We start from the raw sequence: 14,058 nt of genomic DNA, 5'->3' as shown, positions 1-14,058 counted from the left end.
CAAAATCAATCCGTGGGCGCTGAGCGCAAACTCGCGACGTGGAACTCCGTGACGCCACACTCGTTTACGGGAGCCATCCAACCGGGGTTAACGACATGGACTACCAGATTGCCTTCGCCGCGACGGTCGCAACAGCCTCCTTCCTCGTCTTTATGCTGATCGTCCACCGGACCTGATTGTCCCGCGGCAAACAGATTAGCCCTAAGGCGCGCGATCACTGAAACCCAGTGCCGACGGCATTCTGCGGCCTCATTGTTTGCGATCCGGAGAGATAGCAGGACCATTTTCCGCCCTCGACGACAAGGCGGAGATCGGCAGATCCCTTCAACAACACGGGAAGGTGCAAAACAAACATTTCAACGATCGCAAGTATTTTTAAGATATTTTGATGTATTTGATTTTAGTTAATTGCCAAGCTTAACTATCCGTTAACAATATCATTGCGCTCCTTCCGCTTCCGCTTATGCTTTACGCAAAAGGGGAGAGGAAAGATGTTTAGCAAGAGCCTGATTATGCCGTTCGGCTTCGCCCTGCTCGCCATTTCCGGCCTGCTGTTCCAGATTATCGCCCACGCACTGCACTCTCCGGTCACCATGCTGCAGCCGTGAGTCACATAAGTTGCTGAACGCGCACGCGATCTCAGTAACTGGGAGTGGAACTTCGTTTCGTTTCGTGCATTCTGTGACTCGTTTTGCCAGGAGGGAGATAACCATGGAAAACGCAGGCGTGGGTTGGATTGCAGCCATTATCATCGGCGGCATCGCCGGATGGCTGGCGGAAAAGGTCATGAGCAGCAGCATGGGCTTGCTCATGAACATATTGCTCGGCATCGTCGGCGCCATCGTCGCCAACTGGATCCTGGGTCTGTTGAACATCCAGCCGCTTGCCGGTTGGCTGGGCTATCTGATCACCGGCTTCATCGGTGCCTGCATCCTGATTGCGATCGGGCGCGTCATCCGCCGCTGACTAGGTCGCGATAGCTGGCCTCCGGCGCTTTTGCCGGTCGTCGGAAATGTCAAAAGCCGGGCGTTCATGACGTCCGGCTTTTCCTTACCCTGAATTCGCGTTCAGCGACGGCTGAGCAGGCCGAACACGTAGGCAATGCCTGCCGTCACGGCGAGTGCCACGAGCGGTTCTTCGCGCACCTTGTCGCGCAGCCGTTCCGTCATCAGCGAAGCCTCGTCGGTCACCGCCGACTTCGCCCCCTGCCCCAGCGCGACCACGCTTTCCGTCAGTCGGGAGAGATCGTTGCGAAGGGCTGCGACCTGCGCCGACAGATCGTCTGCTGCAATATCAGCCTTGACGCGCGCAGCGGTGGATTCGGCGGAAGCGGTTTTCAATTCTGCCATGGTCTGCTCCTGTTTCATGGGATGCCGCTTCAACGAAATGGCGGCCCGAAAGGTTCCGCCGCGACCGATCTTTTGTTCGCCGCAAAGCCGCCGTGGTTGAGCAGCCGCCTTGTGCAGCTTTTCGCGCGACAAACCCTTCATTTCCTGTCGGGTTTGTTTTAAGGAACGTCGAATGTCCGCCCGCGCGCGGGTCAATGATACTGCGAGGTTTGCGTTTCTATGTTCCATATCCTGAGAAGAGCTGCTCAGACCTGGGTTGCCAAGCTCCTCCTGCTTCTGCTCGTCGCGTCCTTCGGCGTCTGGGGCGTGTCGCATGAGCTGCTGTCAGGCGGCAACAGCACCGCGGTCGTGACCGTCGGCGATCAGCATGTGGACGTCAACGAATTCCACCTCGCCTATCAGCGCCAGGTGGCAAGCCTCAGCCAGCAGTTCGGCACGCGCCTCACCCCCGAGCAGGCCCGCGCCTTCGGCGTCGAGCAGCAGGTGCTCGCCCAGCTCGTCGCCGGCGCCTCGCTCGACCAGCTCGCCGAAGACATGAACCTCGGCCTTTCCGAAGATCGCCTCGCCCAGTTGATCGCTGACGATCCGGCTTTCAAGGCCGTCAACGGCCGGTTCGACCGCGAGCTCTTCATTTCGCGCCTGAGCAATGCCGGCATCCGTCAGGATGATTACATCAAGGAGCGCAGCAAGGTCGCTGTCCGCAGCCAGGTGGTCGATGCCATCTCGAACGGCTTCACCGCACCGAAGACGCTTGTAGACGCCCTGAAGCTCTATGGTGACGAAAGCCGCAGCATCGAATACCTGCTGCTCACCAATGCCAATATCGAGCCGATCAAGGCGCCTGCCGACGACGTGCTGGCGACGTGGTTCGAAGGTGTCAAGCAGCGCTATCGGGCGCCCGAATACCGGAAGCTCGTCTATCTCAAGCTGCAGCCTGGCGATATCGCCGATGCGGCGACCGTCACCGAAGACCAGATCCACGAAGCCTTCGACAAGAGCAAGGATACCTATCGCACGCCGGAAAGCCGCACCATCGAACAGCTGACCTTCGCCAGCAAGGATCTGGCCGCCGCCGCCGAAACGGCGCTGAAGAGCGGCACCACTTTCGATCAGCTGGTCTCCGACCAGGGCAAGACGGCAAGCGACGTGCTGCTCGGCGAGTTCACCAAGGACAAGGTTCCCGACCAGGCCGTTGCCGATGCGGCCTTCGCGGTTTCGCGCGATGGCGGCACGACGCCTGTCGTCGATGGCTCCTTCGGCCCCGTCATCCTGCGCGTCACCAACATCAAGTCGGAAGCGACGAAAAATTTCGACGAGGTGAAGGAGGACATCCGCAAGCAGCTGGCGCTCTCCAACGCCTCCCAGGAAGTGATCAACGTTCATGACCGCATCGAGGACCTGCGCGCTGGCGGTTCGACGCTCGAGGATATTGCCGGCCAGCTGAATCTCAAGGCCGTGACTGTCGATGCCGTCGATATGACCGGCGCCGACAAGGATGGCCAAGAGGTCAAGGATATCCCAGCCAGGCAGCAGCTGCTCGGCGAAGCCTTCAAGACCGAGGTCGGCGTCGATGCGCCGCCGCTGCCGATCGGCAATGACGGCTATGTCTGGTTCAACGTCCGCGAAATCACGCCGGACCGCGACCGCCCAGTCACCGAAGTGCGCGAAAAGGCCGTCGAGGACTGGACGGCGGAGCAGCAGAAGGCCGAGCTCGCCAAGAAGGCCGACGCATTGAAGGCCGAGGCGAAGAAAGGCACGGCCCTTGCCGATATCGCAACGCCGCTCGGCATTGCCGTCGAAAGCAAGAGCGGTGTCACCCGCTCCACCGATGATGCAGTTCTCGGCCGGGCCGGCGTCACCGCCGCCTTCTCGGGTCCGGTCGATACGGTCGCGAGTGCCGTCGGCGCCGATCCCTCGACGCAGATTCTGCTGAAGGTCACCGAGGTCAACACCCAGCCGACCGGCGACGTGCTGAACAACCGCGATGCCCAGATCACCGCTATGGCCAATGCCGCCGGTGACGATATTCTCGATCAGATGGTCAACCTGCTGCAGACGCAGTATGGCGCTCAGATCAACCAGACACTCGCCGAACAGGCGACGGTCCGCTAGGAGGCTTTATGACCGATCTGAAGCCGTTCCTGGCCAAGGCCGCAAGCCGCGAGCCGCTGACGCGTGACGAGGCCCGCGCCGCCTTCGACATCCTGATGTCGGGCCAGGCGACGCCCTCGCAGATCGGCGGCTTCCTGATGGCGCTGCGCGTGCGCGGCGAAACCGTCGATGAGATCGTCGGCGCCGTCACGGCGATGCGCTCGAAGATGCTGACCGTCGAGGCGCCGGTCGATGCGATCGACATCGTCGGTACCGGCGGCGATGCCAGCGGCACCTACAATATCTCGACGCTGGCGGCGCTGATCGTCGCCGGGGCCGGTGTTCCCGTCGCCAAGCATGGCAACCGGGCGCTGAGTTCGAAATCGGGCGCAGCCGACAATCTGGCCGCACTCGGTGTCAAGCTCGACGTCGGTCCCGAAATCATCTCCCGCTGCATTGCCGAGGCCGGCGTCGGCTTCATGTTCGCGCAGATGCATCATTCCGCCATGCGCCATGTCGGTCCCTCGCGGGTCGAACTCGGCACGCGGACGATCTTCAACCTGCTCGGGCCGCTCTCCAATCCGGCCGGCGTTCGCCGCCAACTGCTCGGCGTCTTCTCGCCGCAATGGCTGGTGCCGCTTGCCGAAGTCATGCGCGATCTCGGCTCCGAATGCGTCTGGGTCGTCCATGGCGACGGGCTCGACGAGATCACCACCACCGGCATCACACAAGTCGCAGCACTCGAAGACGGCAAGATCCGCACCTTCGAACTCTCACCCGCCGATTTCGGCGTCAGCCCTTGCGTGCTCGCCGACATCAAGGGCGGTGACGGTGTCGCCAACGCCGCAGCGCTTCGCGAAGTGCTCGGCGGCGCCAGGAATGCCTATCGCGATGTCTCGCTCGCCAATGCCGCCGCCTCGCTCGTCATCGCCGGCAAGGTCGAGACGATCCGCGACGGCATGACGCTGGCCATGCAGTCGCTGGATAGTGGCTCCACCGCGCTCGCCCTCGACAAACTCATCGCCGTTTCCAACGATATCGACTAGGATTGCCCGATGACCGATATCCTGAAGAAGATCGAACTCTACAAGCGCGAGGAGATCGCCGCTGCCAAGGCGGCAGTGTCGCTTGCCGATCTCAAGGCAATGCAGGCCGGCCAGTCCGCGCCGCGCGGCTTCCACAAGGCGCTCATTGCCAAGCATGATGCCGGCCGCTTCGGCCTGATCGCTGAGATCAAGAAGGCGAGCCCCTCGAAGGGTCTCATTCGCCCGGATTTCGATCCGCCGTCGCTGGCGAGCGCCTATGAGGACGGCGGTGCCGCCTGCCTTTCGGTGCTGACTGACACGCCGAGCTTCCAGGGGGCGCCGGAATTTCTGACCGCCGCCCGTGCTGCCTGCGCGCTGCCGGCGCTGCGCAAGGATTTCATGTTCGAGACTTATCAGGTGCACGAGGCCCGTGCCTGGGGCGCCGATTGCATCCTGCTGATCATGGCCTCGCTATCGGACGGTGAAGCCGAACGCCTGCAGGACGAGGCCTTCGCCCTCGGCATGGACGTGCTGGTCGAGGTCCACGACGCCGAGGAGATGGAGCGGGCGCTAAAACTCTCCTCGCCGCTCATCGGCATCAACAACCGCAATCTGCGTACCTTCGAGGTCAGCCTGACGGTCAGCGAGGCGCTTGCTCCCATGGTGCCTGACGACCGGCTGCTGGTCGGCGAAAGCGGCATCTTCACCCATGCCGATTGCAAGCGCCTGCAGGCCGTTGACATCAATACCTTCCTTGTCGGCGAAAGCCTGATGCGCAAGGAGGACGTCGCCGCCGCCACCCGCGCGCTGCTCTTTGGCGAAGCCGCCATCGCGGCCGAATGATATGAGCGGCCAAAAGCCAGGCCTCACTCACATCGGTGCCTCCGGCGAGGCGCATATGGTCGATGTCTCCGACAAGGCCGAGACGGTGCGCATCGCCACTGCCGAGGGCCATGTGAAGATGGCGCCGGAAACGCTTGCTCTCATCCGCCAAGGCAATGCCAAGAAGGGCGATGTCATCGGCACCGCGCGCCTTGCCGGCATCATGGCGGCAAAACGCACCGCCGATCTCATCCCCCTCTGCCATCCGCTGATGCTGACGAAGATCACGGTCGAGATCGAGGACGATACCGCCTTACCCGGCCTGCGCGTTACGGCGACCGCCAAGCTCACCGGCAAGACCGGTGTTGAGATGGAGGCGCTGACAGCCGTCTCGGTCGCTTGTCTGACCATCTACGACATGGCCAAGGCGGCCGATAAGGCAATGGAGATCGGCGGCATCAGACTTCTTGAAAAGTCCGGCGGAAAATCCGGCGATTTCCGTCATCCGGAGGCAAGATGAACCTTCTCCCGGTCGCCGAGGCCCTGAACCGCTTGCTCTCCAGCGCAAAGCCCATTGCTGCGTCCGAGACGCTGCCGCTTGCCGAGGTTGAGGGCCGCGTCCTGGCCGTCGATCTGACGGCCGGCCTGACCCAGCCGCCCTTCAATGCCTCCGCCATGGATGGCTATGCGCTACGCCGCGAAGACGCGCCGGAGCCGGGCGCCGAACTGAAGGTCATCGGCACGTCTTCCGCCGGCCACGGCTTCGAGGGAAGCGTCGGCCAGGGAGAGGCCGTCCGCATCTTCACCGGCGCGCCTGTTCCGCCCGGCGCCGACAGCGTCCTGCTGCAGGAGGATGCGGAGAAGATCGAGGGCGGTATCCGAACCAGTTTCCCTGTACGGCAGGGCCAGCATGTGCGTCCGCGCGGTCAGGATTTCGCCGAAGGCGAAGCCGTTCTGTCGGCCGGCACCGTGCTCGATTTCTCGCGGCTGACGGTCGCTGCCGGCATGAACCGACCTGATGTCGAGGTGCTGCGGCGCCCGCTGATCGCCATCCTCGCAACCGGCGACGAACTGCTGCCGCCCGGAAGCACGCCCGGCCCTTCGCAGATCATCGCATCCAATACGTTTGGTATTGCAGCCCTTGCCCGCAAAGCCGGCGCCGATGTACTCGATCTCGGCATCGTGCCTGACGACAAGGCCAGGATCAGCGCGGCGATCGACGCAGCGCGGGACGCCAAGGTCGATGTGATCGTCACGCTTGGCGGCGCTTCGGTCGGCGACCATGATCTGGTGCAGGCCACGCTGATCGAGGCCGGCATGCAGCTCGATTTCTGGCGCATCACCATGCGCCCCGGTAAACCGCTGATGGTGGGCAGCTTCGGCGAGATCCATGTGCTCGGCTTGCCCGGCAATCCGGTCTCCAGCCTCGTCTGTTCTCTGCTCTTCCTGGAGCCGCTGATCCGCAAGCTCGCCTCCCTGCCGCCGGTGCGGCGCGAGGTAACGGTGGATACGGCCGTCACACTGCGCGCCAACGACCACCGGCAGGACTATATCAGGGCGAAACTTTCGAAATCCGCCGCCGGCCACTGGCTCGCCGAGCCTTTCGGCAAGCAGGATTCCTCGATGATGAAGGTCTTCGCCGAAGCCGACTGCCTCGTCATCCGCCCACCGCATGCGCCGGAATTGCCGGCCGGATCGCCCTGCCCGGTCATGCTGTTGCGGCCCGACCTCCTGGCATAATCTCGCCTCCAGCTTTGCCGGAGAGGGCAAAGACGCCCGCCGGCACGGCACCTCCGCCAGTGTCCCCGCCGAAATCCGCAACCGCATGGGTGGCGATCCGGCTGAGTTCACCCCGCGGCAGGTAGGCGCGCTCGGGATCGCCGATCAGCACCTCGACGCCGCTCGCCTGGCAACGCCGCAAGAAGGCCATCACCCGCAAGGCAAGCGAGGGATCGTAAAACAGATCGCCGACCACCAGAAGGTCAGTCGCTGGTGGCTGATCCGCGATGATATCGGCGGCCCAGGCCACGATGTTCACACCGTTGATCGCTGCGTTGAGGCCGATCGCGGCAATGGCATTGGCATCGATGTCGATAGCGGTCACCGTGGCTGCGCCGGCCTTCGCCGCGGCAATGGCCACGAGCCCGGAGCCGGCGCCGAGATCGAGCACCCGGCGGCCGCTCACCATTTCCGGCCGGTCGAGCAGATGGCGGGCAAGCACCGCGCCGCCGGCCCAGGGATAGGCCCAGTAAGGCGGCGGATCGGCCTCTCTGCGACCGGCAAGCCGCCAGAGCCCGCTCGCAGGTCCTGCCGTATGGAGACAGATCTCGGGGATGGATGGAACGGGTGATATCGGCAGGTTGGCCTTGATGAAGGCGGCCAGATCGGGTTGTGGCGTGCGCGTGCGTTTCATCGTCGTCTGCTCCTGCCGGCGAAGCTCAGTAATTCTTCATGGCAAGATGCGGCATGCCACCGTCAAGAAATTCCGCGCCATAGGCGACGAAGCCGAAACGCTCGTAGAGCGGCAGCTTGTCGGCCTGCGCTGTCAGATAGAAGCGGTTGTCGCGGGCAACGCTGTGCAGTTCCATTGCACGCCCGATCATTGCGGCCGCAATGCCTTGGCCGCGCCATTGGCCGGCAACCGCAACCCGGCCGATCTTCACATGTTCCTCGGCGTAAATGACCCGCAATGTGCCGGAGACCTCGCCTGCCGTGACGGCGACGAGATGATGGGCGCTGAGATCGTCGGCATCGAATTCCTCGGCTTCGGGAACCTTCTGCTCATGCACGAAAACGGCGCGCCGCAGCCGGAAGGCCTCATTGCAGAGCGTACTGAAAACCGGGACGCTGAGGATCGCCGTTTCCATCACCATCCTTGCCTCCCTAAGGGATACGGCCCAAAGCCCTCCGCCAGACCGGCGAAGGGCTGCCGGCAAAATCAGCCGGGCTTCTTCTTTGAAAACTTAGCTTTCGGTCCGGCGCCGCCCTTACCCTCATATTTGGGGGCGTCGGATCTGGGGCCTTCGAATTTCGGCTTGTCGTATTTCGGCTTGTCGGACTTCGGGCCATCGAAAGGGGGGGTGCCCGGCTTCTTGCTCCAGGGCTTGCTATCCCGTTTGTCCCCGCCGCTATTGTCGGCCGCGGCATATCCGCCGCCCGGACCCTTGCCGAACTTGTTCTTCGGCCGCTCGGCGCGGAACGCGTCGTCGGGCCGCTCGTCGCGGGATGGCTTGCCGGCATAAGGCTTCGGCGCAGGCGCCCGGCTGAAATCCGGTGTGCCGGAAAGCTTGGTCACGCGGATGCCGCGTTCGAGCGCCTTGTTCGGACCGATCGCCGCCAGGAAGCTTTCGGCGCTCGCCGCGGCGATCTCCACAAAAGTTTCCTCGGGCTGCATCTTGATCGCGCCGATCTCGCGCTTCGTCACATTGCCGTTGCGGCAGAGCATCGGGATCAGCCAGCGCGGCTCGGCATTCTGCTTGCGCCCGACCGAGACGGAGAACCAGACGCTGGCGCCGAAATCTTCGCGCGGTCCCTTCTGCGCCGGCTCGTACGGCTCGGCATTGTCGCGGCGCTTGCGGCTGCGATCGTCCTGCACGGTGACCTCGAGCAGATCCTCCGGCGCCGAGTGATTGGTGCGGTAAAGACGTAAGAAAGCGGCGGCAAGCTTTTCGGCGCCATGGCTGGCGAGAAGCTGCTGTACCAGCCCCTGCTCTTCCTCCTGCGGCGTTTCGTGGAAGATCGGATCGGCGAGCAGACGCTGGTCGTCGCGCTCACTGACCTCCTCGGCCGAAGGCGGGCGCCCCCAGGCAGCCGAAATACCGGCATTCTCAAGCAGGCGCTCTGCCTTGCGCCGTGCATTCAGCGGCACGATCATGGCGCTGATGCCCTTGCGTCCGGCTCGGCCGGTGCGGCCGCTGCGGTGGAGCAGCGTGTCCGGATTGGTCGGCAGGTCGGCATGGATGACGAGATCGAGCCCCGGCAGGTCGATGCCGCGGGCGGCAACGTCGGTCGCGATGCAGACCCGGGCGCGCCCGTCGCGCATCGCCTGCAGCGCGTGGGTGCGCTCGTTCTGCGTCAGCTCGCCAGACAGCGCCACCACGGCGAAATTGCGGTTGTTGAACCGCGCCGTCAGATGATTGACGGCCGCGCGCGTCGAGCAGAAGACGATGGCATTGGTCGCCTCGTAGTAGCGCAGTACGTTGATGATCGCGTTCTCGCGGTCGCTCGGGGCGACCATCAGTGCGCGATATTCAATGTCGATATGCTGCTTTTCCTCGGCCGCGGTGCTGATGCGCACGGCATTGCGCTGGTAGCTCTTGGCCAGCTTGGCGATCGCAGCCGGCACCGTTGCCGAAAACATCAGGGTCCGGCGTTCGTCCGGCGCCGCATCGAGGATGAATTCGAGATCCTCACGGAAACCGAGATCGAGCATCTCGTCGGCCTCGTCGAGCACGGCGGCCTTCAGTTCCGACATGTCGAGCGCCCTGCGGCGGATATGGTCGCAAAGCCGGCCGGGCGTACCGACGACGATATGGGCGCCACGCTCGAGCGACCGGCGTTCGCTGCGGATGTCCATGCCGCCGACGCAACTGACGATCACCGCGCCGGTCATCTCAAAGAGCCAGTCGAGCTCGCGCTTGACCTGCAGGGCAAGCTCGCGCGTCGGGGCGATGACGAGGGCGAGCGGTGCGCCGGCATTGCCGAAGCGCTCCCTGCCTTCAAGCAGCGTCGGCGCCAGCGCCAGTCCGAAGGCGACGGTCTTGCCGGAACCGGTCTGGGCCGAAACCAGCGCGTCGGAAGCGGCGAGCGCCGGATCGAGCATCGCCTTCTGCACCGGGGTGAGTTCGGCGTAACCGCGCTTCTGCAACGCCTTGGCGATCGCCGGAACGACGCCGTTAAATTCTGTCATGAGTTCGATCTTTCGGAGCTGTCAGGCGCGTTGATGCGCCATGGCCGGAGCCAGCCGGCGGGGTATTTGCGCCGTTCCTAGCCGCTCCCGCGGCGATTGTCAAAGCGTGCGGTTCCGCCACAGCCAGGCGTCGATGCGGCTTGCCCGCCCGCGCAGCTCCGTTTCCAACGGTCCCTCCATGCGGCCGGACTGCGTAAGCACGCTATCGGGACCGGCGGCGCGGACGATTTCGGCGCTCAGCGCCAGTTCGACGCCATGGCGGGCGGCGACCTCCATCAGCCGGCTGCCGACATTGATGGTATCGCCTGCAGCCGTGATCTGCTGCCGGTCGCCGGTGCCTAGTCGCGAGGCAACGATCGGGCCGCAATGGGCGCCGACCTTGAAGCCGATCTTCTTCTGGGCAAAGCCCGCTTGCGCTTGAAGCCAGGCCCTTGTGCGCTCGCAGAGGCTGACCGCGCAGGCAACGGCGCGGGCGGCGTCGTCATCGGCAGGCTGTGGCAGGCCAAACAGGATCATCGCCCCGTCGCCCATGAAGCTGGTGATGGCGCCGCCATGGGCGCGCGCCTCCTCGTCGACCAGTTCGAAGAAGCCGCTCAGCATCTCGCTCACCGCCACCGGCCCGACATTTTCGCTGAGGCCCGTGAAGCCCGAGAGATCGATGAAGATGACGGCGGCGTTCTGGCGCACCGGCGCGGCGAGGAAATTCGGATCGCGCGCGAGCCACTCGCCGAGGCCGGGCGCCTCGATGCGCTGCAGGAGCGCGCTCTGCTCGGCGAAATGACGGGCGCGGCCACGGTCGAGCAAGAGTTCGGCCGCGCCGAACGCCAGCGCCGGCGGCAGCGCTGCGGCGATCGGCAGCGCCGCACTCAGCCAGTAGCCATGCGCATAGGCCGACAGATTGAGCATCGCCCAGACGATCAGCGTCAGCACGATGATGACATAACCTGCCGCGCTCCGGCGCCAGGCGACCAGCGACACGAGCGCGATCGGCAGTCCGACGGCGGTGGCGGCATCGATCAGCCGCATCCTGCGGTCGCGCACCATGCCGTCACCGGTAACAAGATGGGTGATCGCCGTCGACATCACCTCGACGCCGGGCATGACGGGATCGAACGGAGTCGGGAAGACGTCGCCGCCGCCGGTGACGGTCGAACCGATGACGACGATACGGCCTGCGACCGCATCCGCCGAAAGCTTGCCATCCAGCGCATCGGCGGCGCTGAAGGTGGCGATGCTGCCGTGCCCGCCATAGAAGGTCACCGGCAGGCGCTGGCCGATATCAGTGGGAATACGCAGCTTTCCGAGCATGATGGCGTCGCGTTCGATGGTGGGATCGACGCCGAGCGCCACCGACGCGGCACGCAGCGGAAAAGCCGGATCCAGCCGGTCTGCGGCACGCGAGATCAGCGGAATGAAGCGCGGCGTGCCGGTCTGGTCGGTTGCGACGTTGACGATGCCGACCGCGGCGGCCTCGGCAAAGCGGGGAAGCGGCAACAGCAGCTGGTTTGCCTCCGGGATGGCGGCAAGCGGATCCTCGGCCGCATCGGTGACCCGTTGGCTGCTTTGCGCAAAGGTGGCCGCGGCCGCAATCACGCTTGGCCTCTGGCGAAGGGCTGATGTCAGCGCCGCATCACCTGCCTCCGGCCCCGGATCGACCAGCAGAATGTCGATCGCCAGGGCCTTCGGCTTCAACGCGGTGATCGCGTTGGCGAGGCGCGCAAGTGTCGCCCGATCGAGCGGATAGCCATGGGCTGCCGCGGTACGGTCGTCGATCGCGACGATCGAGACGACGGGAGGCGGTGTCTTCGCCCCGACGATGGCGCTGCGGATATCAGCAAGTGAGGCCTCCATCCGGTCGAGAAGGCCACTTCCCGCATGGAGATTGGTATAGCCGAGCGCAGCTCCCCAAAGACCGGCGAGCAGCAGCGCGATCACAGTCAGCAGGCGATGGTTCATGGGACTTATTGGCCGAGACGGGCAAGAAGGGCAGCGGCGCGCGGCGCCGGCCAGCGACGCACGACGAGGGGTTCGGTTCCGGCGGTAACGTCCACGCCCTCGCCCGGCGAGAGCACCACCGGTTCGCCGGCCGGCCGGCGAACCGCAACGCTGCCTCGGACGACCAGCACCGAGGTTTGGCCGCCTGCGACATCGACAGCCCATTGGGTGCCGCGCACGGCCGCAATCGCCTGCGGCGTAACGACCTGGAAACCACCGGCGTGCTGGGTGTCGTCGACATCGATCAGAATGGCTTTGCGGCGCAGCGATGCCGAATCGGGGCTGCCGTCACGGTTGCGGTCGACGAGGCTGTAGGCAGCGCCGGCCTCTGCCGTCACCGTCACGCCGCCGGGACAACTGAGCACCTGGCGGACGTCGGCATCACGCGATACCGTGCAGCCGGCAGACTGCGCAAAGGCCGCCCCATGCGGAATAAGGCCGGCAGCGAGTGCGGCGGCAAAAAGGTTGCGAAGCATCGTATTCATGGAAAGTCCCCTTGACCGTGCAGACAGGTCTTTTCGAAAGCGCCCGCCAACCGTCTTCTTCCCAACTGTCTTCTTCGATCTGAGGCATGATAGCCGAATTCAAATATTTCCCTAGGCAAAAAAAGCAGATCGGCGCAATCGCCGGAGGAATTCTTACGCTCTACTATCCGTTTCAGGCGTCGGTCCGGTATAACGCGCCCGCGGCCGGATCAATTCGCCGCTGTCGATCTGTTCCATCGCATGCGCAAGCCAACCGGCAGAACGGGCAAGCGAGAACAGGATGATCGGCGCCTCCCTCGGGAGGTCGAAAGCGGCGGCCATCGCCGCAAGCACGAAATCGACGTTGACCTTCTCGCCGACCATCTCCTCGCCCACTCGCCGAACCTCGTCAAACTGCGGCGGAAGGGGGAAGTGCGAAAGCAGCGCTATGGCCCTGATATCGCCATCGGGATAGAGCGGATGACCGAAGGCTGACAGGCGATTGCCCTGGGCAAGCGTGCGGCGAATCGCCTGTGCCGCCCCAAGAGTGGAGGCGTTCTCGATCAAAGCGTCGACGCCCTGCCAGGCGCCGCCGTGCAGCGGCCCTGTCAGCGTCGCCAGACCAGACAGCACGGTGGCTGAAAGTGCTGCACCCGCCGATGCCGTGACCCGCGCCGCGAAGGCGGATGCGTTGAGTTCGTGATCGGCAAGCAGCACCAGCGCGCGGCGCAGGCAATCGGCAGCCTCCGGCCGCTGCCAGCTTGCCGCAAGCCTGAGATGCAGCGGCCGGTCGGAAGGCCCAGGCGCCAGCGCATCGGCGACCGTGTAGAGAACCCGGCTTGCTTCACGCCGAAGTGCTGCCTGCGAGCGGCCGAGCGACGGCAGATCCGATGGCACTCGCCCTGCCAGCGCCAGGAACGCCGCCTGAAGCGACGGAGAGGCATGTCTGGTCTCGCTGCCGGGGGAGAGTGGCTCCGCACCGTTCCAGAGCAGCGCCGCCGTCTGCTCCAGCGTCCCGACTTCAGCGAAACCGGCCGTACCTTTTCCGCGATAGAAAAGCCGTCCGCCGATGATGGTGGAAATTGCCGAGGACAGAACAGGATCGCCCCAGCGGATCGCCTCGGCGGCGACAGCTTCGGTCTTGCGGCGGCCGGCATGGCGTTCGGCAAGCCGCTGTACGTCGGCGGCCTGGTAGAGGCTGCGGCGCGGGTCGGCGGGATCCGCCTTGGCGCGGATGCGCCCGCGGCTGACATTGGCGTAAAGCGTCTGCGGCTTGGTCTTCAGTGCCTGCAGCGCCTCCTCGGCAGTCAGCCACGACATCGGAACCTCATGTTGATCAATTGCATCAAGATTGACGTCAATGAGACTAGGTCGGATCATCCGGGCCGTAAAGGAGAAACAAC

General features: G+C 64.5%; 14 protein-coding genes. 7 read left to right on the top strand and 7 right to left on the bottom strand.

Annotated features, from left to right (window positions below):
• Positions 1-38 precede the first annotated feature (38 nt).
• Both RWJ89_RS12340 and RWJ89_RS12335 read left to right on the top strand, forming a co-directional pair.
• Positions 39-176: a hypothetical protein gene (locus RWJ89_RS12340; protein WP_165504446.1), complete on the top strand. Its 138-nt coding sequence runs from the start codon at positions 39-41 to the stop codon at positions 174-176.
• A 535-nt stretch (positions 177-711) separates the two neighbouring features.
• Positions 712-966, top strand: coding sequence for a GlsB/YeaQ/YmgE family stress response membrane protein (locus RWJ89_RS12335; protein ID WP_020050024.1), 255 nt, complete (start codon positions 712-714; stop codon positions 964-966).
• A 101-nt stretch (positions 967-1,067) separates the two neighbouring features.
• Here the strand turns inward: RWJ89_RS12335 and RWJ89_RS12330 are convergent, their stop codons facing one another.
• Positions 1,068-1,349 (bottom strand): hypothetical protein, encoded by a 282-nt coding sequence (locus RWJ89_RS12330; protein ID WP_025394620.1) that lies wholly within the window; start codon positions 1,347-1,349, stop codon positions 1,068-1,070.
• Positions 1,350-1,568: 219 nt separating this feature from the next.
• Here RWJ89_RS12330 and RWJ89_RS12325 point away from each other — a divergent pair, with 219 nt between their 5' ends.
• From RWJ89_RS12325 to RWJ89_RS12305, 5 genes are read left to right on the top strand one after another with little or no spacing between them, the layout of a single operon-like run.
• Complete coding sequence (locus RWJ89_RS12325; protein ID WP_316030961.1) at positions 1,569-3,461, top strand: peptidylprolyl isomerase; 1,893 nt, start codon at positions 1,569-1,571, stop codon at positions 3,459-3,461.
• Between the two features lie 8 nt (positions 3,462-3,469).
• Entirely contained in the window at positions 3,470-4,486 is a 1,017-nt protein-coding gene (gene trpD / locus RWJ89_RS12320) for an anthranilate phosphoribosyltransferase (RefSeq protein ID WP_316030960.1), read from the top strand.
• A gap of 9 nt (positions 4,487-4,495) precedes the next feature.
• Positions 4,496-5,308 carry an indole-3-glycerol phosphate synthase TrpC gene (gene trpC / locus RWJ89_RS12315; protein WP_316030959.1) on the top strand — a complete coding sequence of 271 codons (813 nt, stop codon included), beginning with the start codon at positions 4,496-4,498 and terminating at the stop codon, positions 5,306-5,308.
• Between the two features lies 1 nt (position 5,309).
• Positions 5,310-5,807, top strand: coding sequence for a cyclic pyranopterin monophosphate synthase MoaC (moaC, locus tag RWJ89_RS12310; protein WP_131665331.1), 498 nt, complete (start codon positions 5,310-5,312; stop codon positions 5,805-5,807).
• The gene (locus RWJ89_RS12305) at positions 5,804-7,027 is read left to right on the top strand and encodes a molybdopterin molybdotransferase MoeA (RefSeq protein WP_316030958.1); all 1,224 of its coding nucleotides are present in this window, start codon (positions 5,804-5,806) and stop codon (positions 7,025-7,027) included. The genes moaC and RWJ89_RS12305 overlap by 4 nt, the downstream gene beginning before the upstream one ends.
• Here the strand turns inward: RWJ89_RS12305 and RWJ89_RS12300 are convergent.
• The 6 genes from RWJ89_RS12300 to RWJ89_RS12275 form a co-directional block, all read right to left on the bottom strand.
• Positions 6,996-7,700, bottom strand: a complete 705-nt coding sequence (locus tag RWJ89_RS12300; RefSeq protein WP_316030957.1) for a class I SAM-dependent methyltransferase — start codon at positions 7,698-7,700, stop codon at positions 6,996-6,998. The genes RWJ89_RS12305 and RWJ89_RS12300 overlap by 32 nt on opposite strands.
• Positions 7,701-7,725: 25 nt before the next feature.
• On the bottom strand, positions 7,726-8,160 hold the full coding sequence (locus RWJ89_RS12295; protein WP_222011741.1) for a GNAT family N-acetyltransferase: 435 nt from the start codon (positions 8,158-8,160) through the stop codon (positions 7,726-7,728).
• Between the two features lie 65 nt (positions 8,161-8,225).
• A complete protein-coding gene (locus RWJ89_RS12290; RefSeq protein WP_222011742.1) occupies positions 8,226-10,196 on the bottom strand; it encodes a DEAD/DEAH box helicase in 1,971 nt (656 codons plus the stop codon).
• A gap of 99 nt (positions 10,197-10,295) precedes the next feature.
• Positions 10,296-12,152, bottom strand: a complete 1,857-nt coding sequence (locus tag RWJ89_RS12285; RefSeq protein ID WP_316030956.1) for a CHASE2 domain-containing protein — start codon at positions 12,150-12,152, stop codon at positions 10,296-10,298.
• Between the two features lie 5 nt (positions 12,153-12,157).
• Positions 12,158-12,676, bottom strand: a complete 519-nt coding sequence (locus RWJ89_RS12280; protein WP_168283607.1) for a FecR domain-containing protein — start codon at positions 12,674-12,676, stop codon at positions 12,158-12,160.
• Positions 12,677-12,829: 153 nt separating this feature from the next.
• Positions 12,830-13,975, bottom strand: coding sequence for a citrate synthase (locus RWJ89_RS12275; RefSeq protein WP_316030955.1), 1,146 nt, complete (start codon positions 13,973-13,975; stop codon positions 12,830-12,832).
• Positions 13,976-14,058 lie beyond the last annotated feature (83 nt).

It is taken from the genome of Rhizobium sp. 10PS4, assembly GCF_032464805.1.
GTDB classification, from domain to species: Bacteria; Pseudomonadota; Alphaproteobacteria; order Rhizobiales; family Rhizobiaceae; genus Rhizobium; species Rhizobium laguerreae.
Note: the sequence above shows the minus strand (reverse complement) of the source record. Positions and strands in the feature narration are given on the sequence as shown.

Excerpts from the sequence above, each read along its gene's own strand:
- RWJ89_RS12335 (WP_020050024.1), top strand. The coding sequence starts at position 712 with ATGGAAAACGCAGGCGTGGGTTGGATTGCAGCCATTATCATCGGCGGC.
- RWJ89_RS12330 (WP_025394620.1), bottom strand. The coding sequence starts at position 1,349 with ATGGCAGAATTGAAAACCGCTTCCGCCGAATCCACCGCTGCGCGCGTC.
- RWJ89_RS12325 (WP_316030961.1), top strand. The coding sequence starts at position 1,569 with ATGTTCCATATCCTGAGAAGAGCTGCTCAGACCTGGGTTGCCAAGCTC.
- trpD (WP_316030960.1), top strand. The coding sequence starts at position 3,470 with ATGACCGATCTGAAGCCGTTCCTGGCCAAGGCCGCAAGCCGCGAGCCG.
- trpC (WP_316030959.1), top strand. The coding sequence starts at position 4,496 with ATGACCGATATCCTGAAGAAGATCGAACTCTACAAGCGCGAGGAGATC.
- moaC (WP_131665331.1), top strand. The coding sequence starts at position 5,310 with ATGAGCGGCCAAAAGCCAGGCCTCACTCACATCGGTGCCTCCGGCGAG.
- RWJ89_RS12305 (WP_316030958.1), top strand. The coding sequence starts at position 5,804 with ATGAACCTTCTCCCGGTCGCCGAGGCCCTGAACCGCTTGCTCTCCAGC.
- RWJ89_RS12300 (WP_316030957.1), bottom strand. The coding sequence starts at position 7,700 with ATGAAACGCACGCGCACGCCACAACCCGATCTGGCCGCCTTCATCAAG.
- RWJ89_RS12295 (WP_222011741.1), bottom strand. The coding sequence starts at position 8,160 with ATGGTGATGGAAACGGCGATCCTCAGCGTCCCGGTTTTCAGTACGCTC.
- RWJ89_RS12290 (WP_222011742.1), bottom strand. The coding sequence starts at position 10,196 with ATGACAGAATTTAACGGCGTCGTTCCGGCGATCGCCAAGGCGTTGCAG.
- RWJ89_RS12285 (WP_316030956.1), bottom strand. The coding sequence starts at position 12,152 with ATGAACCATCGCCTGCTGACTGTGATCGCGCTGCTGCTCGCCGGTCTT.
- RWJ89_RS12280 (WP_168283607.1), bottom strand. The coding sequence starts at position 12,676 with ATGAATACGATGCTTCGCAACCTTTTTGCCGCCGCACTCGCTGCCGGC.
- RWJ89_RS12275 (WP_316030955.1), bottom strand. The coding sequence starts at position 13,975 with ATGTCGTGGCTGACTGCCGAGGAGGCGCTGCAGGCACTGAAGACCAAG.